Annotated in this window: 21 protein-coding genes; 6 read left to right on the top strand and 15 right to left on the bottom strand. The window is 65.1% G+C overall.

The genetic code is table 11. The features are described from left to right. Positions 1-255: 255 nt before the first annotated feature. From PKE71_RS16915 to dnaG, 6 genes are all read right to left on the bottom strand, one after another. A complete protein-coding gene (locus PKE71_RS16915) occupies positions 256-678 on the bottom strand; it encodes a secondary thiamine-phosphate synthase enzyme YjbQ (RefSeq protein ID WP_271188192.1) in 423 nt (140 codons plus the stop codon). Positions 679-733: 55 nt separating this feature from the next. Beyond that, positions 734-1,678, bottom strand: coding sequence for a S41 family peptidase (locus tag PKE71_RS16910; protein ID WP_271188191.1), 945 nt, complete (start codon positions 1,676-1,678; stop codon positions 734-736). 88 nt (positions 1,679-1,766) lie between these two features. Next, a complete protein-coding gene (locus tag PKE71_RS16905) occupies positions 1,767-2,885 on the bottom strand; it encodes a serine hydrolase domain-containing protein (protein ID WP_271188190.1) in 1,119 nt (372 codons plus the stop codon). An 84-nt stretch (positions 2,886-2,969) separates the two neighbouring features. Next, on the bottom strand, positions 2,970-3,290 hold the full coding sequence (locus PKE71_RS16900) for a hypothetical protein (RefSeq protein ID WP_271188189.1): 321 nt from the start codon (positions 3,288-3,290) through the stop codon (positions 2,970-2,972). A 144-nt stretch (positions 3,291-3,434) separates the two neighbouring features. Further along, positions 3,435-5,537 carry an RNA polymerase sigma factor RpoD gene (gene rpoD / locus PKE71_RS16895; protein ID WP_271188188.1) on the bottom strand — a complete coding sequence of 701 codons (2,103 nt, stop codon included), beginning with the start codon at positions 5,535-5,537 and terminating at the stop codon, positions 3,435-3,437. Between the two features lie 53 nt (positions 5,538-5,590). Then, positions 5,591-7,429, bottom strand: coding sequence for a DNA primase (dnaG, locus tag PKE71_RS16890; RefSeq protein ID WP_271188187.1), 1,839 nt, complete (start codon positions 7,427-7,429; stop codon positions 5,591-5,593). Positions 7,430-7,667: 238 nt separating this feature from the next. Here dnaG and PKE71_RS16885 point away from each other — a divergent pair, with 238 nt between their 5' ends. Next, positions 7,668-8,399 (top strand): DUF3800 domain-containing protein, encoded by a 732-nt coding sequence (locus PKE71_RS16885; protein ID WP_271188186.1) that lies wholly within the window; start codon positions 7,668-7,670, stop codon positions 8,397-8,399. A gap of 2 nt (positions 8,400-8,401) precedes the next feature. Here the strand turns inward: PKE71_RS16885 and PKE71_RS16880 are convergent, their stop codons facing one another. Continuing rightward, positions 8,402-8,869, bottom strand: a complete 468-nt coding sequence (locus PKE71_RS16880; RefSeq protein ID WP_271188185.1) for a GatB/YqeY domain-containing protein — start codon at positions 8,867-8,869, stop codon at positions 8,402-8,404. Positions 8,870-9,249: 380 nt separating this feature from the next. Here PKE71_RS16880 and carA point away from each other — a divergent pair, with 380 nt between their 5' ends. Both carA and PKE71_RS16870 read left to right on the top strand, forming a co-directional pair. Next, complete coding sequence (gene carA, locus PKE71_RS16875; protein ID WP_271188184.1) at positions 9,250-10,422, top strand: glutamine-hydrolyzing carbamoyl-phosphate synthase small subunit; 1,173 nt, start codon at positions 9,250-9,252, stop codon at positions 10,420-10,422. 235 nt (positions 10,423-10,657) lie between these two features. Continuing rightward, positions 10,658-12,175 carry a peptide ABC transporter substrate-binding protein gene (locus tag PKE71_RS16870; RefSeq protein WP_271188183.1) on the top strand — a complete coding sequence of 506 codons (1,518 nt, stop codon included), beginning with the start codon at positions 10,658-10,660 and terminating at the stop codon, positions 12,173-12,175. Here the strand turns inward: PKE71_RS16870 and PKE71_RS16865 are convergent. Both PKE71_RS16865 and PKE71_RS16860 read right to left on the bottom strand, forming a co-directional pair. After that, a complete protein-coding gene (locus tag PKE71_RS16865; RefSeq protein ID WP_271188182.1) occupies positions 12,149-12,385 on the bottom strand; it encodes a helix-turn-helix domain-containing protein in 237 nt (78 codons plus the stop codon). The two genes, PKE71_RS16870 and PKE71_RS16865, sit on opposite strands and share 27 nt — an antisense overlap. After that, positions 12,382-12,951 (bottom strand): DUF2975 domain-containing protein, encoded by a 570-nt coding sequence (locus tag PKE71_RS16860; RefSeq protein WP_271188181.1) that lies wholly within the window; start codon positions 12,949-12,951, stop codon positions 12,382-12,384. Before PKE71_RS16860 ends, PKE71_RS16865 begins: the two co-directional genes overlap by 4 nt. A gap of 411 nt (positions 12,952-13,362) precedes the next feature. On the opposite strand from PKE71_RS16860, the gene carB reads away from it, so the two are divergent. From carB to PKE71_RS16845, 3 genes are all read left to right on the top strand, one after another. Further along, positions 13,363-16,623, top strand: coding sequence for a carbamoyl-phosphate synthase large subunit (gene carB / locus PKE71_RS16855; protein ID WP_271188180.1), 3,261 nt, complete (start codon positions 13,363-13,365; stop codon positions 16,621-16,623). A 54-nt stretch (positions 16,624-16,677) separates the two neighbouring features. Continuing rightward, positions 16,678-17,154: a transcription elongation factor GreA gene (gene greA / locus PKE71_RS16850; protein ID WP_271188179.1), complete on the top strand. Its 477-nt coding sequence runs from the start codon at positions 16,678-16,680 to the stop codon at positions 17,152-17,154. A gap of 218 nt (positions 17,155-17,372) precedes the next feature. Continuing rightward, positions 17,373-17,846 (top strand): hypothetical protein, encoded by a 474-nt coding sequence (locus tag PKE71_RS16845; RefSeq protein ID WP_271188178.1) that lies wholly within the window; start codon positions 17,373-17,375, stop codon positions 17,844-17,846. 471 nt (positions 17,847-18,317) lie between these two features. Here the strand turns inward: PKE71_RS16845 and PKE71_RS16840 are convergent, their stop codons facing one another. The 6 genes from PKE71_RS16840 to PKE71_RS16815 form a co-directional block, all read right to left on the bottom strand. Further along, positions 18,318-20,438, bottom strand: coding sequence for a TonB-dependent siderophore receptor (locus tag PKE71_RS16840; protein WP_271188177.1), 2,121 nt, complete (start codon positions 20,436-20,438; stop codon positions 18,318-18,320). A 34-nt stretch (positions 20,439-20,472) separates the two neighbouring features. Next, entirely contained in the window at positions 20,473-20,667 is a 195-nt protein-coding gene (locus PKE71_RS16835) for a hypothetical protein (RefSeq protein WP_271188176.1), read from the bottom strand. Beyond that, positions 20,664-21,785 carry a PepSY-associated TM helix domain-containing protein gene (locus tag PKE71_RS16830; RefSeq protein ID WP_271188175.1) on the bottom strand — a complete coding sequence of 374 codons (1,122 nt, stop codon included), beginning with the start codon at positions 21,783-21,785 and terminating at the stop codon, positions 20,664-20,666. The genes PKE71_RS16835 and PKE71_RS16830 overlap by 4 nt, the downstream gene beginning before the upstream one ends. Positions 21,786-21,890: 105 nt before the next feature. Further along, a complete protein-coding gene (locus PKE71_RS16825; RefSeq protein WP_271188174.1) occupies positions 21,891-22,466 on the bottom strand; it encodes a murein hydrolase activator EnvC family protein in 576 nt (191 codons plus the stop codon). 72 nt (positions 22,467-22,538) lie between these two features. Next, the gene (locus PKE71_RS16820; RefSeq protein ID WP_271188173.1) at positions 22,539-24,677 is read right to left on the bottom strand and encodes a peptidoglycan DD-metalloendopeptidase family protein; all 2,139 of its coding nucleotides are present in this window, start codon (positions 24,675-24,677) and stop codon (positions 22,539-22,541) included. Beyond that, positions 24,674-25,069 carry a BlaI/MecI/CopY family transcriptional regulator gene (locus tag PKE71_RS16815; RefSeq protein ID WP_271188172.1) on the bottom strand — a complete coding sequence of 132 codons (396 nt, stop codon included), beginning with the start codon at positions 25,067-25,069 and terminating at the stop codon, positions 24,674-24,676. The genes PKE71_RS16820 and PKE71_RS16815 overlap by 4 nt, the downstream gene beginning before the upstream one ends. Positions 25,070-25,170: the final 101 nt, after the last annotated feature.

Genomic DNA, 25,170 nt, shown 5'->3' with positions numbered 1-25,170 from the left:
ACAACACAGCCAGACCGCACTATGCTCTCAACAGGCAACCGCCAGCGACAAGGCTCAAAACCCTGCTGAACAACGGTGTGAGAAACGACAGCTAGGCTCTAGGGACATGTACCTCTGGTACGTGTCCCGGGCCAGACCGCAGACAAGGAGCGGGGCATGCCCCGCGGAGATTTGCCCCGGGGTCGAACGGTGTTCCTGCCGATCAGAACAGGGGATCTTTTGGGGGACACGTACCGGAGGTACATGTCCCTCCCTTTACGTCGCGAGGTGCAGAACCACTTCGCGGCGGTGGGGGCGGTGGCGGTGCTCGAACAGGTAGATCCCCTGCCACGTGCCCAGCAACAAGCGGCCATCCTCGACCGGAATGCCCAGCGAGGTCTGGGTCAGCGCGGCCTTGATATGGGCCGGCATGTCGTCCGGCCCTTCCGTGGTGTGCCACAGCCAGGACATGGACGGATCGTCGGCATCGGGCACCAGCCGCCGGAAGAATTCGGCGAGGTCGCGCTGCACATCGCTGTCGGCGTTTTCCTGGATCACCAGCGAGCAGGAGGTGTGCCGGACATAGGCCGTCAGCACACCCTCGGCCGGATTTACTTTGCGTGCGAAATTATCAACCTCGGCGGTGAATTCGTAGAGGCCGGGGCCGGTTGTCGGAATGGCGATACGGTGAAGGGGCATGGCCTGTTTGTCGCGCGCTGGCGCCACAAGGGCAAGCCCACCCCCACGCCGGCCATCAATGTGCGGCCCTGAAGTCCGCCACCGCCGCCTCGAGCGCTGCGCCCGAGGCGTCTGTCCGGATGTCCGGCATGATGCCCGCCGCCTCCCAGCCCTCGCCTGTGCGCGGATCGAATGTCCGGCCGATCGGCAGGAACATCCGCATGCCGCTGTCCAGTTCGACCGTCGGACCGAAATGCCCGCCGCCGCCCGTCGGCATACCGGCGAGTGTGGCACGCCCCGTCACGCGCATGCCGAAGCTGAAGGACTCAGCTGCCGAGAACGTGCCGTTGTCGACCAGGATATAGAGCGCGGTATCCGGCTGACGCGGTCCGGGCACGGCATCCAGCGTCCAGCGCTCGCGCGGCTCGCTGTCGCCGACCTGCGAACTCACCAGATGGGTCGGCTGCCCGAAGAAGTAGGTCGAGAGGTGGCGCACCGCCATCTCGTCACCACCGCAATTGGCGCGCAGATCGAGAATGATCGCATCCGCCCCGTCCAGCGTCTCCATCGCGGCATCGAAACCGGCCAGATAGTCCGGCTCGGACCGGAAGCGCGGAAACTGGATATAGCCGATATCCGGCGCCAGCCAGCGGTGTTCGATCGAGGCCGTGCGGCAATGCTCGATCTGTTCACGCGACATGGGCGCCCGCGACGGTGCGGCGCGGCTGCCCTGGGTCCACAGACGCAGATGGTGGTCCTGGGCGATATCGTAGAGATCTTCGGTGAGCGCTTGCGCCAGCGCGTCCAGATCGGCGGCCTGATCATAATCGCCGGCATGCTCGCGAAGATGACGCGCCATGGCGGCACCGGTCTGTGGATAGATGTAGTCGTCTTCCAGATAGACCGCGACTTCCTCGAGCGCCGCGGACCAGCGATGCGCTGCCGGCTCCTCCGCCTGGGCCACCGCCATCTGAACGCTCGCAACACTCATTCCCAGCAGGATTGCCCTGATACCCGGCATCACCTGTCCTCCCTCAGCCTGGCGGACATTAGGTCAACACGCGCCCGTCCAGGGTGTGACGGCGGACTTACCGATTGGAGAGGTCCGGCTACTCCCAGCAGCGCGGGCCGTCTTCCGGCAGTTCGCTGTCCACGGCGTGCGCGGCGGCCCAGGCGATCGCCATGGGCGAAATCGCATCCGGCGTGTCTTCGCGATTGGTCAGCACGATTACCGACAGGCCTGTCGTCAGATCGCGCACATAGGCCGTGCCGGAATAGCCGCCATGGCTCACCAGGGTGCGCCCGTCCCGGTGATAGGACATCCAGCCACGCGCATAGCCCCAACTGTCGCAAGTCTCCCCGGTATCGAAGGGGCGCTGGATCTCCGCCGTGGCCGCGAGGGCACCGGCATCGACAGTGCCGCCACCGGACAACGCGGCTTCCCAGGCCATCATATCGTCGAGCGAGGAGGTCACACCGAAATGCGACATCAGGCCGAATTGCCAGACGCGGCGGTTGCGCTGCAGCCCGTCAGCCTCGCGCCAGGCATAGCCTTCGGCGCGATGCGGCACGATGGCCGACTGGTCCAGCATGGCCGTCTGGTCCATCCCCAGCGGGCCGAAAAATGCGTCCTGAAGATAGTCGCCATAGGACTGACCGGTGACCTGCTCGATCACGAGGCCGAGCAGGAAATACCCCTGGTCGGAATAGCTCCAGTCCTCTCCGGGCGTGGCCACCATCTCCGTCGCCATGGCCGAGGCGAGCATGTCTTCGGTGGAATAGTTCAGCAGGAACTCGCCATCCGGCCTCGCCTCGAACCGGTGAGCCAGCCCGCCGGTATGACTGAGCAGCTGGTCGATCGTGATCGCCGACCAGGCCTCCGGCGCGTCGACGGGCAGGTAGTCCACGACCCGATCGTCCAGCGATACCTCACCCGCATCCGCCAGCGTCAGTACCGCCAGCGCGGTCATATGCTTGGTCAGGGAGGCGAGTTCGAAAACCGTCGCGGCCGTCACCGGCACCTGATGCCCGACCGAAGCCAGGCCGTAGCTGCCGACATGTACCGGTTCGCCGTGCCGCAGCACAGCGACCGCCATGCCGGGGAAATGCCCCTGCTCCATCAAGGGCTCGACGGCAGCGTCGACGGGATCGGGATGCGGGGCGGGCTGGGCGCTGACCGGTCCGGTAAGCAGCAATGCTGCCGCCGCGCCAAGCGTCTGAATTTTCACGATAGCCGTCCCCCGATCACGAACAGGCAGGAAGGCGCCGGAATGCGGCAGCATTATGCTCCTCTGCGCCGGAGACCCTGACCTTCAAAGCTTGCGGGCCTTCGGAGCAGGTCCTTCGGACGGACGGCCCCAGCTCTCCATCCAGTCCCGGACATCGCTCCAGTCGGCCCCGCTGCGCTCCTCGCGGAAGGCCAGCAGTCTGCGCTCATCCTCGGCCAGCACTTCCGGCGACCAGGGTCCTGTTCCAGCCGCCCGCTGCTCAGCCAGGTCTGCCGGCAAACCTGCTTCGCTGGCGGCCAGGTCAGCCAATAGCTCTGCCACGGTAAGATTGCGTGCCGCGGCCCGGGCCTCGAGCAGCGCCGCCGTCGTCTCATCGACCTCAATCGCACGGAATTTGGCGTTCATTCCGGAAGTCTAGGGCCGAAGTCCCGGGAAGTCGATTGAGCAGGCCGGCAGCCAACAAAAAAGCCGGCCCGAAGGCCGGCTTTTCGTTAAGCGTGTCGCGTCCGGATCCCGGAACGGGGCCGGGACGATCCGCCGCTCGGCGGATCAATTATCCAGGAAGCTGCGGAGCTTGCGCGAACGGCTCGGGTGTTTGAGCTTGCGCAGGGCCTTGGCCTCGATCTGGCGGATCCGTTCGCGGGTCACCGAGAATTGCTGGCCGACTTCTTCCAGCGTGTGGTCGGTATTCATGCCGATGCCGAAGCGCATGCGCAGCACGCGCTCCTCGCGCGGGGTGAGCGAGGCCAGCACGCGGGTGGTGGTTTCGCGCAGATTGGCCTGGATGGCGGCATCGATCGGCAGGACGGCATTCTTGTCCTCGATGAAATCGCCCAGATGGCTGTCTTCCTCGTCGCCGATCGGCGTTTCCAGGGAGATCGGCTCCTTGGCGATCTTCATCACCTTGCGCACTTTTTCCAGCGGCATGGCGAGCTTTTCGGCCAGCTCTTCCGGGGTCGGCTCGCGGCCGATCTCGTGCAGCATCTGGCGGCTGGTGCGGACGATCTTGTTGATCGTCTCGATCATGTGCACCGGGATACGGATGGTGCGGGCCTGGTCGGCGATCGAGCGGGTGATCGCCTGGCGGATCCACCAGGTGGCATAGGTCGAGAACTTGTAGCCGCGGCGGTATTCGAATTTGTCGACGGCCTTCATCAGGCCGATATTGCCTTCCTGGATCAGATCCAGGAATTGCAGGCCGCGATTGGTGTATTTCTTGGCGATGGAGATCACCAGGCGCAGGTTCGCCTCGACCATCTCCTTCTTGGCCACGCGGGCCTCGCGCTCGCCCTTCTGGACGGTGCGCACGATGCGGCGCAGATCCTCGATCGGTACGCCGGCGCGCTGGGTCAGATCGGCCAGCTCGTCACGGATCTTGCCGGCGTCAAGCGCCTCGCGGTCGATGAAACGGTCCCAGGCCTTGGACGTGCCGGCCATCGAGCCCGGCCAGTCCGGATTGAGCTCGTTTCCGAAATAGCTGTCCATGAACTGGGCACGCGGCACGCCATGGGCATCGGCCATGCGCAGGAGCTTGCCTTCCAGCGACATGCGTTCCTTGTTGATCGCATAGAGCTGTTCGACCAGGGCCTCGATACGCGCATTGTTGAGGTGCATCGTATTGAGCTGGGTGACGATGGAGTTCTGCAGCCCCTCGTACTTCTCCCGGCTCTGCTTGGTCAGGTCCTTGCCCTCGATGCGGGCGGCAACCAGCTTGTCCTGCAGCTTGCGGAAGGCGGCGAAGTCGGACGCGATCGAGTCCAGCGTCTCCATGACGCCGTCGCGCAGTTCCGCTTCCATCGCCGACAGGGAGAGCGAGGCACCATCGTCCTCGTCATCATCATCCTCGTCGTCGCCGGAGCCTTCGGTCTCCTCGTCGTCGTCCTCATCCTCGTCATCATCGTCGCGGGAGGATTTCTTGGCAGACTTCTCGTCTTCGTCGCCAGACTTGTCCTGCGTGTCGGCTGGCGCAGCGGCAGGAGCTGCGGCCCCGGCTTCGCCCTCGCCATCCTCGCCCTCTTCAACCTCGGCCTGCTGGCCGCCATAGGTGGCGTCAAGGTCGATGATGTCGCGCAGCAGGACCTGGCCTTCCTGCAACTCGTCGCGCCAGACCATGATGGCTTCGAAGGTCAGCGGGCTTTCGCACAGGCCGCGGATCATCGCATTGCGGCCGGCCTCGATACGTTTCGCGATCGCGATCTCGCCCTCGCGGGAGAGGAGTTCGACCGAGCCCATCTCGCGCAGATACATGCGCACGGGGTCGTCGGTACGGTCGGCGGACGAGCCAGTATTCTGGCCCACCACGGCAGCCTTGCCGCTGGCGGCCGCGACAGAGCGGCTGTCGCTCTCGTCCTCGTCGTCATCGCTGTCGTCGTCATCGCCGGAGGCATTCGCCTTGGCGTTTTCGCCGTCATCATCGACGTCGGTCTCGCTGTCGACGACATTGATGCCCATCTCGGACAGCTGCGCGAGCACGTCCTCGATCTGCTCGGAGGAAAATTCCTCGCTCGGCAGAACGGCGTTCAGCTCGTCATGGGTCACATAACCGCGCTTCTTCGCGGTCTTGATCATGTTCTTGACCGACTGGTCCGTCAGGTCCAGAAGCGGACCGTCCTGGGGTTCCGATGCGTCGTTGGCTTCGGCCGTTTTGCTCATCTATTCGTCCCTTGTCGCGCTGCCCAGTGCGCACAATTGGAATGTGTTCCGGGTCAGGACGGTTCCGATCGCGAGGTTTCCCGGCGCCAGGCCTCGACCAGCCGCCGCACACTCTCGGAATCATCCCTGCCAATTTCTTCGTTCAGCCGCGCGCGTATCTCGTCGCGCCGGCGCTGTGCCTCGCTTCGTTCCATATAGGCTGCTGCCAGGCGCGTCCAAGCCTGTGTTCGTGCCTCGAAGGACGCCTCCGTTCCGCCCAGTGCCGCCTGCATGGGGCCGCGCTCTCCGTCCAACCGCTTCATTGTTGCCGCATATCCGGCTTCGGCCAATCTGGCCCTAAGCGTGTCGGTTTGCACAGACTGCCCAGAAGAGCAGGCGTCTAAAACGGCGTCGCGCAGTGAGTCAAGCGAACCGAGGCGCAAAAGCGCCAATGTCTCCACCTGGTCGACCGCAATATCGGGGTAATCGATCGCGGCGAGAAGCAGGTGGCGCGCCAGATGATCGGCCGGTTGCCGGCCTGCAGCCTGCGTCTTTCGTTTCAGTTCGGCGCTGGCCCTCATCAGCGGCATCTTCCGCCCGTAAGCTCCGGGGGACCGCCGCATCTGCTGCGGCCGGCTGCCGAACAGCGCTTCCATGCGCTGGTCGAACTCGCGCCGGTATTCTTCGCGTATATCGGTATCGGCGATCTGGGAAACAAGTCCCCGGATCCGCCGCCGGAAGCCGGCCCGGCGGTCCGGATCGTCGAGCGGTTCGACATGCACCTCGCGCTCCCACAGGAGATCGGCCAGCGAACGCGTCTCGGTGAACACCGCGCGCAGGGCGTTGGCGCCTTCCTCGCGCAGGAGATCGTCCGGATCCTTGCCCTCGGGCATGAAGGCAAAGCGCAGCGTCTTGCCCGGCTGCAGGAGAGGCAGCGCCCGGTCGGCCGCCTTGAAGGCCGCACCACGGCCGGCACTGTCGCCGTCCAGGCACATCACCGGCTCGCCGCCAGCACGCCAGAGGAGCTGGATCTGCTCCTCTGTGACGGCCGTGCCCAGCGGCGCCACGCCATGATCCAGCCCGGCACGCGCCAGGGCGATCACGTCGAGATAGCCTTCCGCCACGATCAGACCGCGGATAGTCTGTTTGGGATCCGAGGCCGCCTTGCGCGCTTCGGGATAGCGGTAGAGCACCGAGCCCTTGTGGAAGATCGGCGTTTCCGGCGAATTGAGATATTTCGCCCGCGCCTCCTTGTTCAGCGCCCGCCCGCCAAAGGCGACCAGCCGGCCGCGCGGATCGTGGATCGGGAACATGATCCGGTCGCGGAAACGGTCATAGGGCGAGCCATTATCCGGCTGGATCAGGAGGCCGCACTCGATCAGGTCCTCGACCGGCGCTCCGGCCGTCACCAGCTCGTCCTTCAGCGCGGTGCGCGCCTCGGGGGCATAGCCGATACCGAAGCGCACACAATCCTGGCCGGTCAGGCCGCGCCCCTTGAGATAGGTCCGTGCCGCATCGCCTTCCGGCTGGCGCAGGGCGCGCAGATAAAAGGCCTGCGCCGCCTCCATCCATTCCACGAGGGATTTGCGGTGGACGGTCTTCTCACGGGCTTCCGGGTCCGGTTCGGGCAGGCGCAGCCCGGCCTCGCCGGCCAGACGCTCGGCGGCCTCCATGAAGGAGAGGCCTTCCATCTCTTCGAGCCAGGTGAAGACATCGCCATGCTTGCCGCTGGCAAAGCAATGGTAGAAGCGCTTGTCGTCATTGACGAAAAACGACGGTGTGCGCTCTTTCTTGAAGGGCGACAGGCCGACAAATTCGCGGCCCTGGCGTTTCAGCTGCACGGTGCGGCCGATCAGGTCCGACGGGCGGACCCGCGCCTTGATCTCGTCGATGAAATCCTCACCCAGCCGCATCTGAACGCGTTCGCCTCGCCCGTCCGTTGTCACAGCCGGACATGATGCGCCCGAAAGCTTCCGGCGTCACTCTTCGTTTCACCAAAATTCTACCCAAGCTTGCATTTTTAGCAATAAACACGCATATTCGAGCAACTTGATATTTACTCATTCCGGGTCTAACTAGGAGGTGCGGTTGAGAGATTTGCCTTAGCAGATCGTTGCAGCGCTTGCTGCGCTCGGCCGCCTTTTTCTTCATATGCACATATTATATCTTGATGATTCAGGGTCGGTCGGCAATCCGAGCGACACTCACATCATTCTGGCCGGGCTGACCGTCTTCGAGCGGATGCCGCACTGGCTCTCGCAGCGACTGGATATGCTGGCAGAGCGCATTTGGCCCGACTCCCCTCAGTCAATTGAATTTCGAGGGACAGACATACTCAGCGGAAAGCGACACTGGCGAGGGATCAACAAAGAACCTCGCATTAACGCCTACAAGGACGCCCTGAACATATTGGGATCGTCAAACAACGTCCGCATTTTCGCCGCGGCGATACACAAAGCCGCAGTCTCGCCGGACGACCCCATGGAATTTGCCTTTGAACATATGTGCAACCGTTTTGACAGGTATCTGGGTCGGCTGCACAAAAAAGGGGATACACAACGCGGACTTATAGTTCTTGATAAGTCTTCATATGAAACATCCCTGCAATCTCTGGCGCGGGACTTTCGATCCATAGGACACAAGTGGGGACAACTCTACAACTTGTGTGACGTTCCTATGTTCGTAGACAGCAAATCTACAAGGATGATCCAGTTTGCCGATTTGATCGCGCACGCGATGCGGCGCTACTACGAGAATGGCGAGTCCCAGTACTTCGATTGTATTTCAGGTAAATTTGACGCCGAGGGCGGTGTGGTACACGGTCTGGTGCACCACACCCCCAAAGACGCCGTATGTAACTGCCATGCGTGCAGGCAAAGATGAGCTCAGGCCGCGCCGGCGAGCAGCGTCTTCACCTTGGCACCCGCCTGGCCGAAATCCATGCGGCCGGCATAGCGGGTTTTCAGCTCGCCCATCACACGGCCCATATCCTTGAGGCCGGAGGCATCGAGTTCGCTGACGACGGTCTGGGCCGCCTGCTCGATTTCGGTGCTGTCCATCGGCTTGGGCAGGAATTCGCGGACGATCTCCGCTTCCCCGCGCTCGGCCTCGGCGAGATCCAGGCGGCCGGCCTTTTCATAGGTCTCGGCGCTTTCGTCGCGCTGCTTGGCGAGCTTCTGCAGGATGGCCATGATTTCCGTGTCCTCGCAGCCGGCGCAGCGGTCTTCCGCGCGCGCCGCGATGTCACGGTCCTTGATCGCCGCAGAGATCAGGCGGAGCGTCGACAGACGCGTCTTGTCGCCGGCCTTCAGGGCGGATTTCAGTTCGTCGGTGATACGGTCACGAAGAGACATGGTGTAACTGGTCCATTCTGGGTGCCCTTTGGCAACCCGTCACGAAATCTCCGGTGTGAAAAAGTGTTCGCGCGCCTCCGGGAAGCGCCATTTGTTTCGAGCGTCCGGGTCCGTTGTCCGCAGATGCGTTCCTGACTGTCTGCTCATCCTCGGCCTTGCAGCCTCTGAAACAAGGGCCGGGGGAATATGCCCTCGCCGCATAATAATCAACCCCTCATCGACCCGCTGTCATAAAGATTGATCGATCCGGCCGGGAACCGGACTTGCGGTATTGACCCGGCGGGGCGAAGAGACTAGCGAAGCGCCCGTTTATCCGGACGTCAGGATGCAGCCGATTCCCCGGCCGCCCGACGCGCGTCCCCGCAAGGCAGGAGAGCCCCATGTCGCAGCCCGATCCGACGCAGGCCACAGGCGCCATCGCCCTTGCAGACGGACAGGTTTTCCTGGGCCACGGGACCGGCGCAAGCGGAATCGCGATCGGCGAGCTGTGCTTCAACACGGCGATGACCGGCCACCAGGAAATCCTGGCCGACCCGTCCTATGCCGGCCAGGTCGTCTGCTTCACCTTCCCCCATGTCGGCAATGTCGGCGCCAATGCGGAAGACGAGGAAGCGGCCAGCGAACCGGCTCGCAAGGCCGCCGTCGGCATGGTGTCCCGCGCCGCGATCACCCCGCCGGCCAACTGGCGCGCCGAGACCTCTTTCGAGGAATGGCTGCGCACGCGCGGCATCGTTTCGGTGACCGGGATCGACACGCGCGCCCTCACCCGCCGCATCCGCGAGAAGGGCATGGCGATGTGCGCCATCGCCCATGACCCCTCCGGCAATATCGATATCGAGGCGCTCAAGGCCGCCGCCGCCGCCGCACCGACCATGGAAGGCCGCGAACTCGCTGCCGACGTCACCCGCGAAGCCGCGGGCGAGTGGAGCGAAGGCAATTGGGTGCTGGGCGAGGGCTATGCCGCCGGACCGGAAGACGGTCCGCGCGTCGTGGTGCTCGATTATGGCGTGAAGGCCAACATCCTGCGCCTGCTGACCGGCGCAGGCGCCCGCGTCGCCGTCCTGCCGGGCAAGGCCGGCATTGACGAGGTCAAGGCGCTCAATCCGGACGGCGTCGTCTTCTCCAACGGTCCGGGCGACCCGGCCGAGACGGGCAAGTATGCCCTGCCGACCATCAAGGCCGTCATCGAGGCCGGCATCCCCGCACTGGGCATCTGCCTGGGCCACCAGATGCTGGCGCTGGCGCTGGGCGCAAAGACCGCGAAAATGCCCCAGGGCCATCACGGCGCCAATCACCCGGTGAAGAACCACGAGACCGGCCAGGTGGAGATCGTCTCCATGAACCACGGCTTTGCGGTCGATGGCTCGACCCTGCCGGCCAATGCGGTTGAAACCCATGTCTCGCTGTTCGACGGCTCCAATTCCGGCTTCAAGCTGACCGACAAGCCCGTCTGGGCCGTCCAGCACCACCCGGAAGCCAGCCCGGGCCCGCAGGACAGTTTCGGCGTGTTCGACCGGTTTGTCGGCGCGCTGAAGGCGAAGGCGGACGCATAGAGCGCCCGTCCGGACACGTTCCGCCCCCGGAACCGTCACCCTGACAAAAGTCAGGGCCCGGTTCGAAAAGCCGGATTGAGCCAGACCTGGCGGGAACGCGCCCCGCGACCTGGATCCTGACTTTCGTCAGGATGATGGCCGCGTGGGGACGCGAGCGAACAGCATCGCCGCCGCCGGCTGAGCACAGGTTCAAAAAGGGCTGGCTGCCCGGCGCGCATCACAGCATCATCCTGTGATGCTCAACCGCCGCACACTTCTCGCCGCCTCACTCGCAACCGGCCTGGCCGGTTGCAGCCGCTCGGCACCGCCGGACGGGCTGCTGCGCGTCGCGACGACCAACCTGCCCGACAGTCTCGATCCGGCGCGGGGCGAATTCGCCTCGGCGGCGCTGGCCTACAAACAGCTGCACGCCGGACTGACCGAGTATGCGGCGGACGGCTCCGTCGCCCCGGGGCTGGCGGAAAGCTGGACCTTCCGCGAAGACGGGCGGCGCTGGTATTTCCATCTGCGCGACGGGCTGACCTGGTCGGACGGGCATCCGCTGACTGCCGAGGATGTCGTCTGGTCGGCCCGGCGTCTGGTCGATCCGGCCCAGAGCTTTGCCCAGCTGGGCGATTTCTTCGCCATCGAAAACGCCCGCGCAGTGCTGGCCGGCGAGATGCTGCCCGAGGCGATGGGGGTCGCCGCACTGAACGAACGGAGCGTCGAGTTCCGTCTCACCAATCCGCTGGGCCTGCTGCCCGTCTTGATGCGTGAATTCTACCCCTTCCCGCGCCACGTCATCGAACGCCACGGAGCCGACTGGGTGCGGCCGGAAAACCTGGTCACGGCCGGCGCCTATACGCTGACCGGCGAGAGCCAGCTGCATCTCTCGATGACCCGCAACCCCGCCTATTACGACGCCGCCCGGGTGGCGATCCCGGCCATCCGGCTGGATGCAGTGCAGGATGCCGCGACCCGTGTGCGCCTGTTCCGGGCGGGCGATTACGACCTGGCCGACCAGCCGCCGGCCAACCAGATCGGCTTCCTGCGCGACCGGCTGGGCGAGCGTTTCCGCAGTTTCGACGCGCCGATCCTGCGCTATCTCAAGCTCAATCACGCCCGCGCACCGCTGGCCGCGGCCGAAACGCGCCGCGCCTTGTCCGGGGCGATCGATCGCGCCTTCATCGCCGGGGAATTCTTTGCCGGCACGGCCAGCCCGACGCGCCATGTCGTGCCGGTGATCGACCCGGAAGCCGGGGCTGCCGGCGCAAGCCCGGCGCTGGAGATCGGCAGGCCGCTGCAGATCCGCACCACGCCGGGCGATAATGAGCGCATCGCCCTTGCCGTGGCGGACGACTGGCAGCGCGCCGGCGTGGAGACCGAGATCTTCGTGACCTATGCCACCGATCTCTACCAGGCCGTCGATGCCGGCGATTACGATGTCGCCGTCGCCAGCTTCAACCGCGGCCTGAAGGCCGACCCCTTCTTCATGCTGGATCCGTTCGCCCCCGGCGGGTTTGCCGACAATTTCAACTGGCAGGACGCGGAGTTCGCCGGCGCCATGGCCCGCGCCCGGCGCGAGACCGATCCGGCCGCCCGCGCGCTCGCCTACCAGCAGGCCGAAGCGCGCCTGTTCGAGGAAACCGCCATCATCCCGCTGCTGCACGAACGCGCGCACTGGATGGTGTCGGACCGGGTCGCGGGAACCCGCAGCGACATCCAGCCCATGCTCTGGCGGGAATTGTCACTGCTTCCGACGGAACTCGAATAGATCGCCCGGCTGGCAATCGAGCGCATCGCACAGGGCGATCAGGGTGGAGAAGCGCACGCCCTTGATCTTGCCGGTCTTGATCATCGACAGGGCCTGTTCGGAGACGCCGATGCGGTCGGCCAGCTCCTTCGAGCGGATCTTGCGGCGCGCCAGCCAGACATCGAGATGGACGATGATCTCGCCGGGCAGGGTCTCGTCCTCATCGCTCACAGGATCAGCTCCAGCTCCTCCTGCTTGCGGCGGCCTTCTGCCAGGATATGCGCCACCAGGAAGAAGAGCAGCGCCAGGCCGATGGCCTGCACATCGCGCGAGGAGAAGGCGATTTCCAGCGCGTTCGGCACATGCGGGTTGGCGACCGAGAGATAAACGCCCATCACCGTGTGACCGGCGGGCGCCCACAGCGCATTGACCAGGCTTGCCAGGGCGAACTGGCGAAAGCCCGTCACGGCTTCGGCCGAGAAATACCGTCCCTGCGCGCATTCGGTGAACAGGCCGCGCAGCCTCAGGAGCCCGTACAGCGTGATCACGACCGGAACGGTGGCGATGCCCGCGGCGCCGAGGCGTACAGGCAGGATGAACCAGTCCAGCGACGGCCCGCCCAGCCCGTTGCCGGGCACCGGCCGCTCGAGCATGCCGGACAGGTCGGGCAGCATCCATGCCCCCCAGACCACCAGCGGCTGCAGGGCCATGAGCACCAGCGTGGCCACAGCCAGAAAGCGGCTCAGCCCCCGGATACGGGCATCATTGCGGTGTGCGGCGGGCGCCTTATCGATCACGAACTGCATCCTGAATTAAAGTTTCACTTGAATTTTTTCCGATATTAGTTGAATCGTCGGATATCGGCAATCGGGAGCACCACCGTATCAACCCATACCCCCAGCCGTTGCGGTTCGTGCCTGACTGACCGGGTCTCGCCTTCTCTCACACACAAGAGCCCGGCCGGACCAGTTTCTCCCGATTGCCGATACCTGCCGGCCGCCATGATTGTCCGGCCGGAAGTGCGGGCTGTTTCATATTTAATTCAGGTGGTTACTGCCGAACGCACCGAATCCCTCAGTTTCCCCCTCGCCTTCGCTCCGATTCCGCGTTAGGTACCCGCTTCAGCACCAAAACCGACGCGCCTGCACGGCATCCCGACCGGGAACGCCGCGACGGGCGCGCGCGCACGACAAAGAAGGCCCGCGCTGATGCCCAAACGCACCGACATCAAATCCATCCTGATCATCGGCGCCGGTCCCATCGTGATCGGCCAGGCCTGCGAGTTCGACTACTCCGGCGTTCAGGCGGTGAAGGCGCTGAAATCCGAGGGCTACCGGGTCATCCTGGTCAATTCCAACCCGGCCACGATCATGACCGACCCGGAGCTGGCGGACGCGACCTATATCGAGCCGATCACGCCGGAAATGGTCGCCAAGGTGATCGAGAAGGAACGCCCGGACGCGCTGCTGCCGACCATGGGCGGCCAGACCGCGCTCAACTGCGCGCTGGAGCTGAACAAGCGCGGCGTGCTGGACCTGTTCGGTGTCGAGATGATCGGCGCCAAGGCGGACGTGATCGACAAGGCGGAAAACCGCGAACGCTTCCGCGCCGCGATGGACAAGATCGGCCTGGAAAGCCCGCGCTCGCGCACCGTTCACACCATGGCGGAAGCCGAAGCCGTGCTGCCGGAGATCGGCCTGCCGGCGATCATCCGCCCCTCCTTCACCCTGGGCGGCACGGGCGGCGGCATCGCCTACAATGTCGAGGAATACGAGGCGATCTGCAAAACCGGTCTCGATGCCTCGCCGGTCGATGAAATCCTCGTCGAGGAGAGCATTGTCGGCTGGAAGGAATTCGAGATGGAAGTCGTCCGCGACAAGGCCGACAACTGCATCATCGTCTGCTCGATCGAGAATATCGATCCGATGGGCGTGCATACCGGCGACTCGATCACCGTGGCGCCGGCCCTCACCCTCACCGACAAGGAATACCAGATCATGCGCTCGGCCTCGCTGGCCGTGCTGCGCGAGATCGGTGTGGAGACCGGCGGTTCGAACGTGCAGTTCGCGGTCAATCCGGAAGACGGCCGCATGGTCGTGATCGAGATGAACCCGCGCGTGTCGCGCTCCTCGGCCCTGGCCTCCAAGGCCACCGGCTTCCCGATCGCCAAGGTCGCCGCCAAGCTGGCCGTCGGCTACACGCTCGACGAGATCGCCAACGACATCACCGACGGCGCCACCCCGGCCTCGTTCGAGCCGACCATCGACTATGTCGTCACCAAGATCCCGCGCTTTGCCTTCGAGAAATATCCCGGTGCCGACAACCGCCTGACCACCTCGATGAAGTCGGTCGGTGAAGCCATGTCGATCGGCCGCACCTTTGCGGAAAGCGTGCAGAAGGCCCTGCGGTCGATGGAAACCGGCCTGACCGGTTTCGACGAGGTCGACATTCCCGGCGTCGAGGAAGCCACCAGCGAGGATGCCCGCAAGGAAGCCGTGCGCGCCGCCCTGTCGGTGGCCACGCCGGACCGTCTGCGCGTCATCGCCCAGGCTTTCCGCGAAGGCCTGAGCGTCGAGGAAGTGCGCGCGGCCTCGCTCTATGAACCCTGGTTCCTGCGCCAGATCGAGGCGATCGTTCACGCCGAGGAAGACGTCGCCACGCTGGGCCTGCCGGAAACCGCCGAAGGCTTCCGCAATCTCAAGACCATGGGCTTCTCGGACGCCCGCCTGGCCAGGCTGGTCAAGCGCGAGGAAGCCGATGTGCGCAAGGCGCGCCGCGCCCTGGGCGTGCGCCCGGTCTTCAAACGGGTCGACACCTGCGCCGCCGAATTCTTCGCCGCGACGCCCTACATGTATTCCACCTACGAGACCCCGGCCTTCGGCAGCGAGACGGCGGATTGCGAGAGCGATCCTTCGGATGCGAAGAAAGCCATCATTCTCGGCGGCGGCCCGAACCGGATCGGCCAGGGCATCGAGTTCGACTATTGCTGCTGCCATGCCGCTTTCGCCTTCGGCGAGATGGGCATCGAGTCGATCATGGTGAACTGCAATCCGGAAACCGTCTCGACCGATTACGACACCGCCGACCGCCTGTATTTCGAACCGCTGACCCTCGAGGACACGCTGGAGCTGATCGAGACCGAGCGCTCCAAGGGCGAGCTGCTGGGCGTGGTCGTCCAGTATGGCGGCCAGACCCCGCTGAAGATCGCCGGCGAACTGGAAGCGGAAGGCGTGCCGATCCTCGGCACCGCGCCGGACGCCATCGACCTGGCCGAAGACCGCTGGCGCTTCAAGGACCTCCTGGACCGGCTGAACCTGAAACAGCCGCCCAACGCCATCGCCTCTTCCGAAGAACAGGCGCGCGCCGAAGCCGAGAAGCTCGGCTTCCCGCTGGTGCTGCGCCCCTCCTATGTGCTGGGCGGCCGGGCAATGGAAATCATCCGCGAGATCGACAGTTTCGACCGCTATCTGCGTGAAGCCGTGCACGTCTCCGGCAAGTCCCCGCTCCTCTTGGACCGCTATCTCACCGATGCCGACGAGGTCGATGTCGACGCAATCTGCGACGGCGAGGATGTCTGGGTGGCCGGCGTGATGCAGCACATCGAGGAAGCCGGCGTCCACTCCGGCGACAGCGCCTGCTCGCTGCCGCCCTATTCGCTCTCCAAGGAAATGGTCGACGAGCTGAAGGCCGAAGCCGTTGCGATGGCCAAGGCCATCGGCGTGAAAGGCCTGATGAACGTGCAGTTCGCGGTCAAGGGCGGCGAGATCTACGTGCTCGAAGTCAATCCGCGCGCCTCGCGCACCGTGCCCTTCGTCGCCAAGGCCATCGGCCAGCCGGTCGCCAAGATCGCCGCCAAGGTGATGGCCGGCGCCAGGCTGAAGGATTTCGGCCTGAAGGATCCGGCGCCCAAGCACATCTCCGTCAAGGAAGCGGTGATGCCCTGGGCGCGCTTCCCGGGCGTCGACCCGGTGCTCGGCCCGGAAATGCGTTCGACCGGCGAGGTGATGGGCATCGACACCATGTTCGAGGCCGCCTTCGCCAAGGCCGAGCTGGGCGCCGGCGTGAAACTGCCGCGCTCGGGCGGCGTCTTCATCTCGCTGCGCGAGGGCGACAAGGCCGCCATGGTGGAGCCGGCGCGCGTGCTGGTGATGCTCGGCTTCAAGATTCTCGCCACGGCGGGCACCGCCACCGTGTTCGAGGATGCCGGCGTGCCGGTGACCCGCGTCAACAAGGTGTTCGAGGGCCGGCCGCACATTGTCGACCTGATGAAAAACGGCGAAGTCCAGCTGATCTTCAACACCACCGAGGGCCGCCAGTCGCATCTGGACAGCTATTCGATTCGCCGCACCGCCCTGGACATGCGCATCCCGTGCTACACGACGGCCTCGGCCGCGCGCGCCGCAATTCTGTCCTTGCGCCGCATCGATGAAGGAGCGCTTGAACCTGTGGCCCTGCAGACCTACTCTTGATGGTCAACTTCGTGGAGGCTAGCCTGCCTTCCACTCCCGAAGATAAGTGGTCGTATGAACAAGATCCCGATGACCGTCGCAGGGCATAAAGCCCTCGACGAAGAGCTGAAACACCTCAAATCCGTCGAACGCCCGGCGGTGATCGCCGCGATCTCCGAAGCGCGCGAACACGGCGACCTGTCGGAAAACGCCGAGTATCACGCGGCCAAGGAACGCCAGGGCTATATCGAGGGCCGGGTCCAGGAACTCGAGGACAAGCTGGCGCGCGCCCAGGTCATCGATATCGCCAAGATGTCCGGTGACACGGTGAAGTTCGGTGCGACCGTCACGGTGCTCGATGAAGACACCGAAGAGGAAGCCACCTACCAGATCGTCGGCGACGACGAATCGGACGTGAAGTCCGGCAAGATCTCCGTCTCCTCTCCCATCGCCCGCGCGATGATCAACAAGGAGGTGGGCGACGTCATCGAGGTCAACGCCCCGGGCGGCCTGAAGAGCTACGAGATCATGAATGTGAGCTGGGGCGGCTAGGCCCCGGCGACATCGCAATGAATGCAAAACGGCGCCCGATGGGCGCCGTTTTTTTGGGTGCGTGGGGAAACGAACGCCCCTCATTTGCTGCAGTAACCTCTACAAGGTCGCGATAAACAGATAGCCGGCAGGCCAAGCATCCGAAACTGAAAGTGGCAAGGGTTGTTGAGGCCGTTTTTCGCAACTAACCTCGACACACTGAATCGGGGGGAGACATCATGCTAGGTACGAAAGTTATCGAAATTGAGGGCCGATTGGTTGCGATCGGACCAAGCGTCACTTCCAACGCGAAGACGATCTACGAATATCTTGATTTCGAGACCGCCAACGGACGCTTCAAGACTGGGAAATCGGCTGTTTCCCACAACAATGACAAGCACATTACGGTCGGTGCAGAAGGCGTTTTCGTCCTGACGCGATATCTGGGCCGTGCCGTCGCGATGACGATAAAAGACGGCGATGTAGAGGTGAACCCGATTTTCCGGGGCCTAAACTGGATGCACTTCCTGTTTCCGCTTGTGTTCTTCCTGGTCGGCCTATTTTTTGCACCTCTCTGGATCATAACCATCCCGATCTGGTTTTTGGCAGGATACTTCCTCATCCTTCCGAGCATCGTGACAGGGCGCCTTAAAACAATTGCGCGGAAGCACGGTGTCAGCTGGAAAACCGCTCGCAAGGGTGTCGACTTCTAGAACCACACCAGACTGGCAAACACATCAACGTGCACAAGAGCAAGCACGAAAAGCGATAAGGTCATGGCTATGGACCGGGTCGGCCAGATCCAAGCGACATCGCGACACATGCAAGACGGCGCCCGATGGGCGCCGTTTTTTGTTTGAAAGCCCCTTTTTCCTCCCGCTTTGCGGGGAGGGGGATCGCGAAGCGGTGGAGGGGCCGCCGGAGAGCGAAGGCGGAATGCCGGCGACACGCCCCGGCACGCCGCCTGCGGCGGCCCCCATCGACCCGATGCTGCGCATCGGCCCACTTCCCCATTTCATGGGGAAGAAAGACCCACCCACAAACCGTCATCCTGACGAAAGTCAGGACCCAGATCACAAGGCCGGCTTTTTCCAGGAAAGCCCCCGCCCCGCTCTGCGACCTGGGTTCCGGCTTTCGCCGGAATGACGGTTTGGAGCGTGCCGGCAGAAGCCGGCACGATCTTTCTAGAACCGCCGCGTCACGCTGGCGCGCACGGTGCGCGGAGCGCCGTAGAAGCAGTTCACGGCGGAGTAGCAGCGGGCGACATAGGTCTCGTCGAACAGGTTCGAGCCGGAGACCGCCACACGCCAGTCGACATAGTCATAGTGCACCGAACCGTCGAACAGGGTGACGGACGGGTTGGTGTAGACTTCCGGCGTCCAGGCGGACGGCAGATTGCCGGCGCTTTCAGCCATGTAGCGCACGCCCAGCGAGGCGCCGAGGCCGGCAAGCCGGCCCTCCTGGATCGTGTAGTCGGCCAGGGCAGAGGCCTGGAAGCCGGGCACGACCGGCAGTTCGGCGCCCAGGTCCGGACCGTTGGAGCGGGTGACTTCGCTGTCGGTCCAGGTCAGGGCGGCATTGAGGCTCAGACGCTCGCGGAAACGGCCGACGAATTCGACCTCGAAGCCGGAGACTTCCACTTCACCGGTCTGCACCTGGAAGCTCTCGCCCGCAGCGTTCTGCGGATCCGGCGTCAGCACATTGTCCTGCACCAGGCGATAGACCGCCGCCGTCGCGAGGACACGCGTGTCCGGACCCAGATCCGGCTGGTATTTCACACCGGCTTCCACCTGCTCGCCGCGCGTCGGGTCGAAGGCCACGCCATTGCGGTCGGAACCGGCCGCCGGCTGGAAGCTGCTTGCCCAGGAGACGTAGGGCACGAGGCCATTGTCGAACCGGTAGGCCAGGCCCGCCGTCCAGGACGTGTCGTCATCATCATGGTCGATACCGGCCAGGCGCTGTTCGGTCTTCACCCAGTCATGACGCAGGGTCAGCGTGGCGATCCAGTTGTCCAGCCGCGCCTGGTCGACGAGGTAGAGACCGGTCTGCTGCTGCAGGGTGCTGTCGAAGGGCGCGGTCGGCAGGTCGGCAATGGTGTGGCCGTAGACCGGATTATAGATGTCGATGGTCGGGATGCCGGCGAAGGAGAAGGCCGACGCGCCGATATAATCGTATTCGCGCCAGTCCAGACCGCCGGTCAGATCGTGCCCGATCGCGCCGGTGGTGAAGGTGCCCGCCAGCCGCGTATCCACCGACAGCGTGTCGACATCCTCGTCGAAGGAGAAGGAATAGCGGCTCACCGTGCGGTAGTCGTCCGGCGTGCCGTCGAAATCGGCATCGACGAAACCATTGCCGCCAATGCCGCGCTGGATGGATTCCAGATCCGTGTATTTCAGGTTCTGGGTGAGCGTGATGCCGCCGTCGAATTCGTGGGAGAACTCATAGCCGGCGCCGTAATGCTCGCGCTCGAAGCGGTTATAGCGGGTCTCGCCCAGATTGGCGTCGACCGGGATCGGCCCGTTCGGATTGGGTGTCAGCGTGCCCTGGGACGGGAAAAAGCCCATACCGTCACCATAGATGCCGTCATCCTGATAATAGGCCAGCAGGGTCAGCGTGGTGCGCGGCGAGGCCTGCCAGGTCAGGGCCGGCGCGATATAGGTGCGGTCGGTGTCGACACCGCGCGTCTGGCTGCCGCCTTCGCGGTAAAGGCCCGTCAGGCGAGCCGAGACCGTGTCCGACAGGGCGCCGGTGACATCGCCATTGATCTGCCAGAGATCCTGATTGCCGACTTCCACACCGACCTCGCCGCCGAATTCCTCACGCGGACGGCGCGAGACGATATCGACCAGACCGCCCGGCGGGGTGAGACCGTAGAGCGCGGCCGACGGGCCGCGCAGGATGCGCACGTCTTCCGCGCCATAGAGATCGAGGCCGGTATTGGCGATCGAGCCGATCGAGCCGCGCGTGCCGTCCAGGAACTGCACCGGTTCGAAACCGCGCATGGTCAGCCAGTCGACGCGCATGTCCGGGCCGTAATTCTCGCCCGTCACACCGGCCACATAGCGCACGGTCTGGGAGAGATTGTTCCAGTCGAGAAGGTCGATCTGGTCGCGCGAGATCAGCGAGACCGATTGCGGCGTCTCGATCAGCGGCATGCCGGTCTTGTTGGCGGCTTCCGAGCCGAGCGGCACATAGTCCGGCGCCGTGACGATAATGACATCCTCATCGGCGGTCTGGGCGAAAGCGGGCGCTGCGGCAACGGCACCGATGGCGGTCGCGGCGAGGCAGAGGGAGCGGAGGGTCATGGGTGTGAGCTTTCTGTCTTCTTCTTGGGGGAGGTCATTGCCGCCGCCGGGACCGGGCCCAGACGATGGCGATCAGGGGCACGGCCAGGCCGGCCCAGGAGAGGACGTCGCTGAGACCGTCGCCGGCCAGCGCACTGACAAGACCGATCAGGCTGAGACAGCCGATCAGCGCAGGAATGACAAAGATCGCGCCCAGGCTGCGGCGGGGTGTGGCGGCAGCGCGGCTCATGCCCCGGCCTCCGCCATCAGCGTGCGCACCGGCCGCTTGCGGCGGGCGAGCCAGAGATAGACACCCGAGCCGAGCACCACGATCGTCACCAGATCGAGCAGCGCCCAGAGGATCTTCATCGGCAGGCCGCCATAATCGCCGAAATGCAGCGGCTGCGAGAGCAGCAGCGCCTGCATGTACCAGGGCATGGGGCGGATATCGGTCAGCTCGCCGGTCACCGCGTCCACCAGGCCGACCGTCAGCAGGCGCTTGGTCAGCGGCGTCGCGCCCTGCAGGAAGACCGCATAGTGATGATCGGTGGAATAGAGCCCGCCCGGGAAGGCCACGAACTGCACCCGCATGCCCGGCGCCGCTGTCGTCACCGCATCGATCGCACCCTGGATCGAGCCCGGCTCGGCCGGCGGTTCGGCCTCGCGATAGCCCGCCGTCATCTCGCCCAGCTGGGTCGCCTGCCAGGTCGCGGTGATCGGTTCGGAGAAGGCGTTGATGACGCCGGTCAGCCCGACCACGCTCGCCCAGGCCAGGGTGACGATGCCGAGGAGGTTGTGCCAGTCGAGCCATTTCACCCGGCGGCTTCTGGACACCCGCAGCGTGCCGAAATCATGCTTGCGCATGAAGGGCGCGTAGAGCACGACGCCGGACACGATGGCGACAACAAAGAGCGCGCCCATCGCCCCCAGGAAGAACTTTCCCGGCAGGCCCAGGAACATGTCGATATGCAGCTGGAGGATCACCGCCATGATCCCCTCCTCCACCGGCGGCGGCACGAAGTCCGCCGAACGCCAGTCCAGCGACATCAGCGTCATCTGCCGTTCCGGCGCGTCATAGGCCGGGCCCGAGGTGACATTCACCACCGGCCGGTCCTCGTCGAAACTCATGAACAGGCCGACCTCGCCGGGCCGCGAGGCCAGCGCTTCGGCGAGCACCGTGTCGAGGCTTTCCAGCCCGTCATCGCCGGGCAGGTCCGGCATGACGTATTCCTCGCCGGTGAGGTGTTCGATCTCGTGATGGAAGATCAGCGGCAGACCGGTGACGCACAGCATCAGAAGGAAGAGCGTGCACACCAGGCTCGACCATTTGTGCAACCAGGACCAGATCTGGATGGTGGATTGGGACATACGCGCCTGGGCACCGCCGGAGAATGCAACTAAGTCGCATTCCGCATACTGCACCCGGGCCGGCACAGCAAGCGAGCACGCGCAGCGCCATCCTGTCGCAGGGCGTCAGGAGCCGCTGCCGATGCCCGGAATATGCCGGGATGGATCGCGGGCAACACCGTCCTGGCGCACTTCGACATGCAGATGAGGTCCGGTCGCATTGCCGCTCGTGCCGACATCGCCGATATGCTCGCCACCGTCGAGATGGTCGCCGGTTGCGACATGGACGGCCGAGAGATGGGCATAGAGCGTGATCCAGCCCCGGCCGTGGTCGATCACGACCGTACGGCCCCAGGCCGCCGATCCCTGATAGCCGAAACCGGCATGGATCACCTCACCGGCGCCGGCGGCGCGGACCGGGGTTCCGTACTGTGTGGAGATGTCGATGCCGGAATGATACCGCCCGCCGCTGCGGGCGGCACCGAAGCCGGAATAGACGATGCCGGACACGACGGGATAGCTGAACAGGACACTCCCCGCGGTTGCCGCGGGCGCGGCTTCCCCGGTTTCCGCGCCGGGGACGGCGATCCCGGCCGGGAATGTCGCCTCTGTCTCACGCGGCCGCGGTGTCTGCGCGCAGGCCGCCAGCAGGCCCAGCGCGCCGAGTAAAACCGTGCGACACGAATGATGCACCAATGGCATCCCTATGTCCTATCCATGCTGCCATGATGTAGCACATCCTACACCATGACAGCACGGCGTGCAGACCGGACGCTAGCGCAGGCCCGGAAGATACTCGGCCGGATCGATCCGCTGGCCGTTCCGGTGCAGCTCGACATGGACGTGGGGTCCGGTCGAGCGGCCGGTGGAGCCGACACGACCGATCTGCTGGCCGGAGGACACGCGGTCGCCGACCGAGACGTCAAACCCTTCCATGTGGGCATAGACCGTCTGCCAGCCATTGCCGTGATCGATCGCAACCGTATTGCCCCAGGCAGCCTCGCCGTTGAAGCCGGCGGCCGCATGCACGACCACGCCCGGTCCCGGTGCCACGATCGGCGTACCGCGATCGGCCGCGATGTCGACGCCATGATGGAATTGCTGGGCTCCCGCCGGACGGGCCGGACGGTCGCCATAGCGGCTGCTGATCCGGCCATGCGCCACGCGATGGGTCAGAGACGGGGCCGGGGCCATGACGGGACGCGGCTCGGCGCGGGGTTCAGCCTGCGGTGCCGGCCGGACCTGGCGCACCGGGCTGGGCTCGGAAGCGGGTTCGGCATGCGGCGCCGGGTGCGGCTCGGGCGACGGCTCGGCCGCCACCGGTGCGACCGGGGCCTCGCGGCGATTGATCTTGGGTTCGCCGGTCGTCTCACGCTCTTCCTGCAGCGCGATCAGCTCAGCCAGCTCGCGCTCCATCCCCAATTCCTGGAGATAGTAGTAGAGCAGGTGGTAATTGCCCTCGGCCGGATCGTCGGAATAGACCGCACGGGCATAGCCCAGACCGTCCTCGAAACGCCCGGCATGGCCATAGGCCTGGGCCAGCATCCGCATGAAGCGCAGATCGGGCTCGTCCTCGCCGAGCGCAGCCTCAAGCGCTTCCGCGCCGGCCTCGGCATTGCCGTCAGCGATCATCAGCTGGGCGATATTGATGCGCATATTACGGTTGCCATCTTCATCCATGGCGCCCGTGTCGATCGCGTGCTGCCAATCGGCAATCGCCGCCTCGACCTGACCGAGTTCATAGTGAGCCCGGCCACGCATCTGCAGTGCGATCGCCTGGTCATGGGCCGAGCTGCCGGGCGCATCGGCGATCGCAGTGAGCTGGTCGATGGAGGCCTGCCAGTCCTCGTCCTGCTGGGCCGCAAAAGCGGCCTGCATCGGCGCCTGCGCGTCCTGTTCGGGCTGAACATGCTCGGCCGGCTCGGCGACGACGCGCCGCTCGGTGATCAGCGCCTGGGCGCCGGCAACCGGCAGTCCGGCTGCAAGGATTGTGGCAGCCAGCCAGGCCGCGCGGCCGCGCCGGCTGGCGGTTGAAGTCATGATGGCCTTGATCCGCATTTCACGATGTCTCCTGTCGTGAGGGCCGAAAGCAGACGCCGGCGGCGCCGCGATCCGCATGGTTTCGATCAGCGCGGCCGCATAGGCCTTGCGCCGTGCGCCCCCCAGCGCCTCCAGCGTGTCGCGATCGCAGGCGATTTCCCGCGCCGCGTTGAGTTCCCGCTCGATCCAGCGAAGCGGCAGGTTGAACCAGAAGAGCGCGATCAGCGCGGCACCGAGGAGACGGTCTCGCTCGTCGCCACGGCGCAGATGGCTCAGCTCGTGTGCCAGGGCGAAGCGCAGCGCATCGGCCCGCAACAGCATTGCCGCCGGAACCAGGACGACACCCCGCCAGCCGGTCAGGATGGGCGAAGCCGTGTCGGGCCCGACCCGCATCTCCGGAGCACGAACGCCAATGTCCTCGGCAAGCGCCTCGAGTGGCCGACGTTCCTCGCGGCTGGCCGGACGGCTGGCCGCAATCATGCGGCGGCGCGCCAGGTGGCGCAGGCCCGCCAGGCCAAGGCTTACCGCAAGACCCGCCAGATAGAGTGCCAGGATGGTCTGGGTCAGGGATGGCAGCGCCGGAAGCACGAATCCGCCGGCCTCGACTACCAGCGGCAACGGCTCTGTCACTTCGGCAAATTGCGGTTCGAAAACCAGCGCTGCGCCGCCGGCGGTCACGGTCTGCGGCACGGCAAAGATGATGGCCGCCAGCGGCACCGGCAGCAGGGCGACCAGCCGTGCCGCGCGCCACAGCGCGATATCGGTATCGGCCTCGCCGCGCCGCTGCAGCCGGGCGAGCGCCCAGGCCGCGCCGCTGGCAATGACCGACAGGCCGCCGCCGAGCAGGAGCGCGTCAAGCAGTCCGCCGCTCATGCCTCGTCCTCCCCGCGCTCCGCTTCATCGGCCTGTTCGAGCAGGCGGGTCAGCGCCGCGGCTTCCTCCTCGCTGAACAGACGGCTCGATGCGAAGGCCGTGCCGGGCAGCGGGCCGTCCATGTCCAGGACATTGGCCGCAAACTCGCGGATCATCCGGCTCATCATCGAGACCTTCTCGACCTTGGCCGTGAAGACCGACAGGCCGTGCACATCCTTGCGGCGGATAAGCCCCTTCTCGGTCATCCGTGTCAGCAGCGTGCGCGTGGTGGAGTAGGACCAGCCGGTATCGGCCGAGATCGCGTCCTGCACCTCGCGGGCGCTTTGCGGCCCGGCATTCCAGAGATGCTTGAGAACGGCCAGCTCGGCCTGGGAGGGCGGTGATGCAGACATGCGGTTACTCCAGCCTTGTCGCGCTACATATGTCGCATGTTGTTACACGTGTAGCGAGGCCCGTCAACCGGCCTTGACGCGATCCCGCCTGCGCCGTCTAA

It is taken from the genome of Maricaulis virginensis (assembly GCF_027922185.1).
GTDB classification, from domain to species: domain Bacteria; phylum Pseudomonadota; class Alphaproteobacteria; order Caulobacterales; family Maricaulaceae; genus Maricaulis; species Maricaulis virginensis.
This window is presented reverse-complemented; position numbering and strand designations above follow the sequence as displayed.

Bases quoted from the DNA above. Each gene is read 5' to 3' on its own strand.
- PKE71_RS16830 (WP_271188175.1), bottom strand. From the start codon at position 21,785: ATGTCCCAATCCACCATCCAGATCTGGTCCTGGTTGCACAAATGGTCG.
- PKE71_RS16885 (WP_271188186.1), top strand. From the start codon at position 7,668: ATGCACATATTATATCTTGATGATTCAGGGTCGGTCGGCAATCCGAGC.
- PKE71_RS16880 (WP_271188185.1), bottom strand. From the start codon at position 8,869: ATGTCTCTTCGTGACCGTATCACCGACGAACTGAAATCCGCCCTGAAG.
- PKE71_RS16845 (WP_271188178.1), top strand. From the start codon at position 17,373: ATGCTAGGTACGAAAGTTATCGAAATTGAGGGCCGATTGGTTGCGATC.
- PKE71_RS16815 (WP_271188172.1), bottom strand. From the start codon at position 25,069: ATGTCTGCATCACCGCCCTCCCAGGCCGAGCTGGCCGTTCTCAAGCAT.
- PKE71_RS16835 (WP_271188176.1), bottom strand. From the start codon at position 20,667: ATGAGCCGCGCTGCCGCCACACCCCGCCGCAGCCTGGGCGCGATCTTT.
- dnaG (WP_271188187.1), bottom strand. From the start codon at position 7,429: ATGCGGCTGGGTGAGGATTTCATCGACGAGATCAAGGCGCGGGTCCGC.
- PKE71_RS16825 (WP_271188174.1), bottom strand. From the start codon at position 22,466: ATGCCATTGGTGCATCATTCGTGTCGCACGGTTTTACTCGGCGCGCTG.
- carA (WP_271188184.1), top strand. From the start codon at position 9,250: ATGTCGCAGCCCGATCCGACGCAGGCCACAGGCGCCATCGCCCTTGCA.
- PKE71_RS16910 (WP_271188191.1), bottom strand. From the start codon at position 1,678: ATGCCGGGTATCAGGGCAATCCTGCTGGGAATGAGTGTTGCGAGCGTT.
- greA (WP_271188179.1), top strand. From the start codon at position 16,678: ATGAACAAGATCCCGATGACCGTCGCAGGGCATAAAGCCCTCGACGAA.
- PKE71_RS16840 (WP_271188177.1), bottom strand. From the start codon at position 20,438: ATGACCCTCCGCTCCCTCTGCCTCGCCGCGACCGCCATCGGTGCCGTT.
- PKE71_RS16820 (WP_271188173.1), bottom strand. From the start codon at position 24,677: ATGAGCGGCGGACTGCTTGACGCGCTCCTGCTCGGCGGCGGCCTGTCG.
- PKE71_RS16900 (WP_271188189.1), bottom strand. From the start codon at position 3,290: ATGAACGCCAAATTCCGTGCGATTGAGGTCGATGAGACGACGGCGGCG.
- rpoD (WP_271188188.1), bottom strand. From the start codon at position 5,537: ATGAGCAAAACGGCCGAAGCCAACGACGCATCGGAACCCCAGGACGGT.
- carB (WP_271188180.1), top strand. From the start codon at position 13,363: ATGCCCAAACGCACCGACATCAAATCCATCCTGATCATCGGCGCCGGT.
- PKE71_RS16870 (WP_271188183.1), top strand. From the start codon at position 10,658: ATGCTCAACCGCCGCACACTTCTCGCCGCCTCACTCGCAACCGGCCTG.
- PKE71_RS16915 (WP_271188192.1), bottom strand. From the start codon at position 678: ATGCCCCTTCACCGTATCGCCATTCCGACAACCGGCCCCGGCCTCTAC.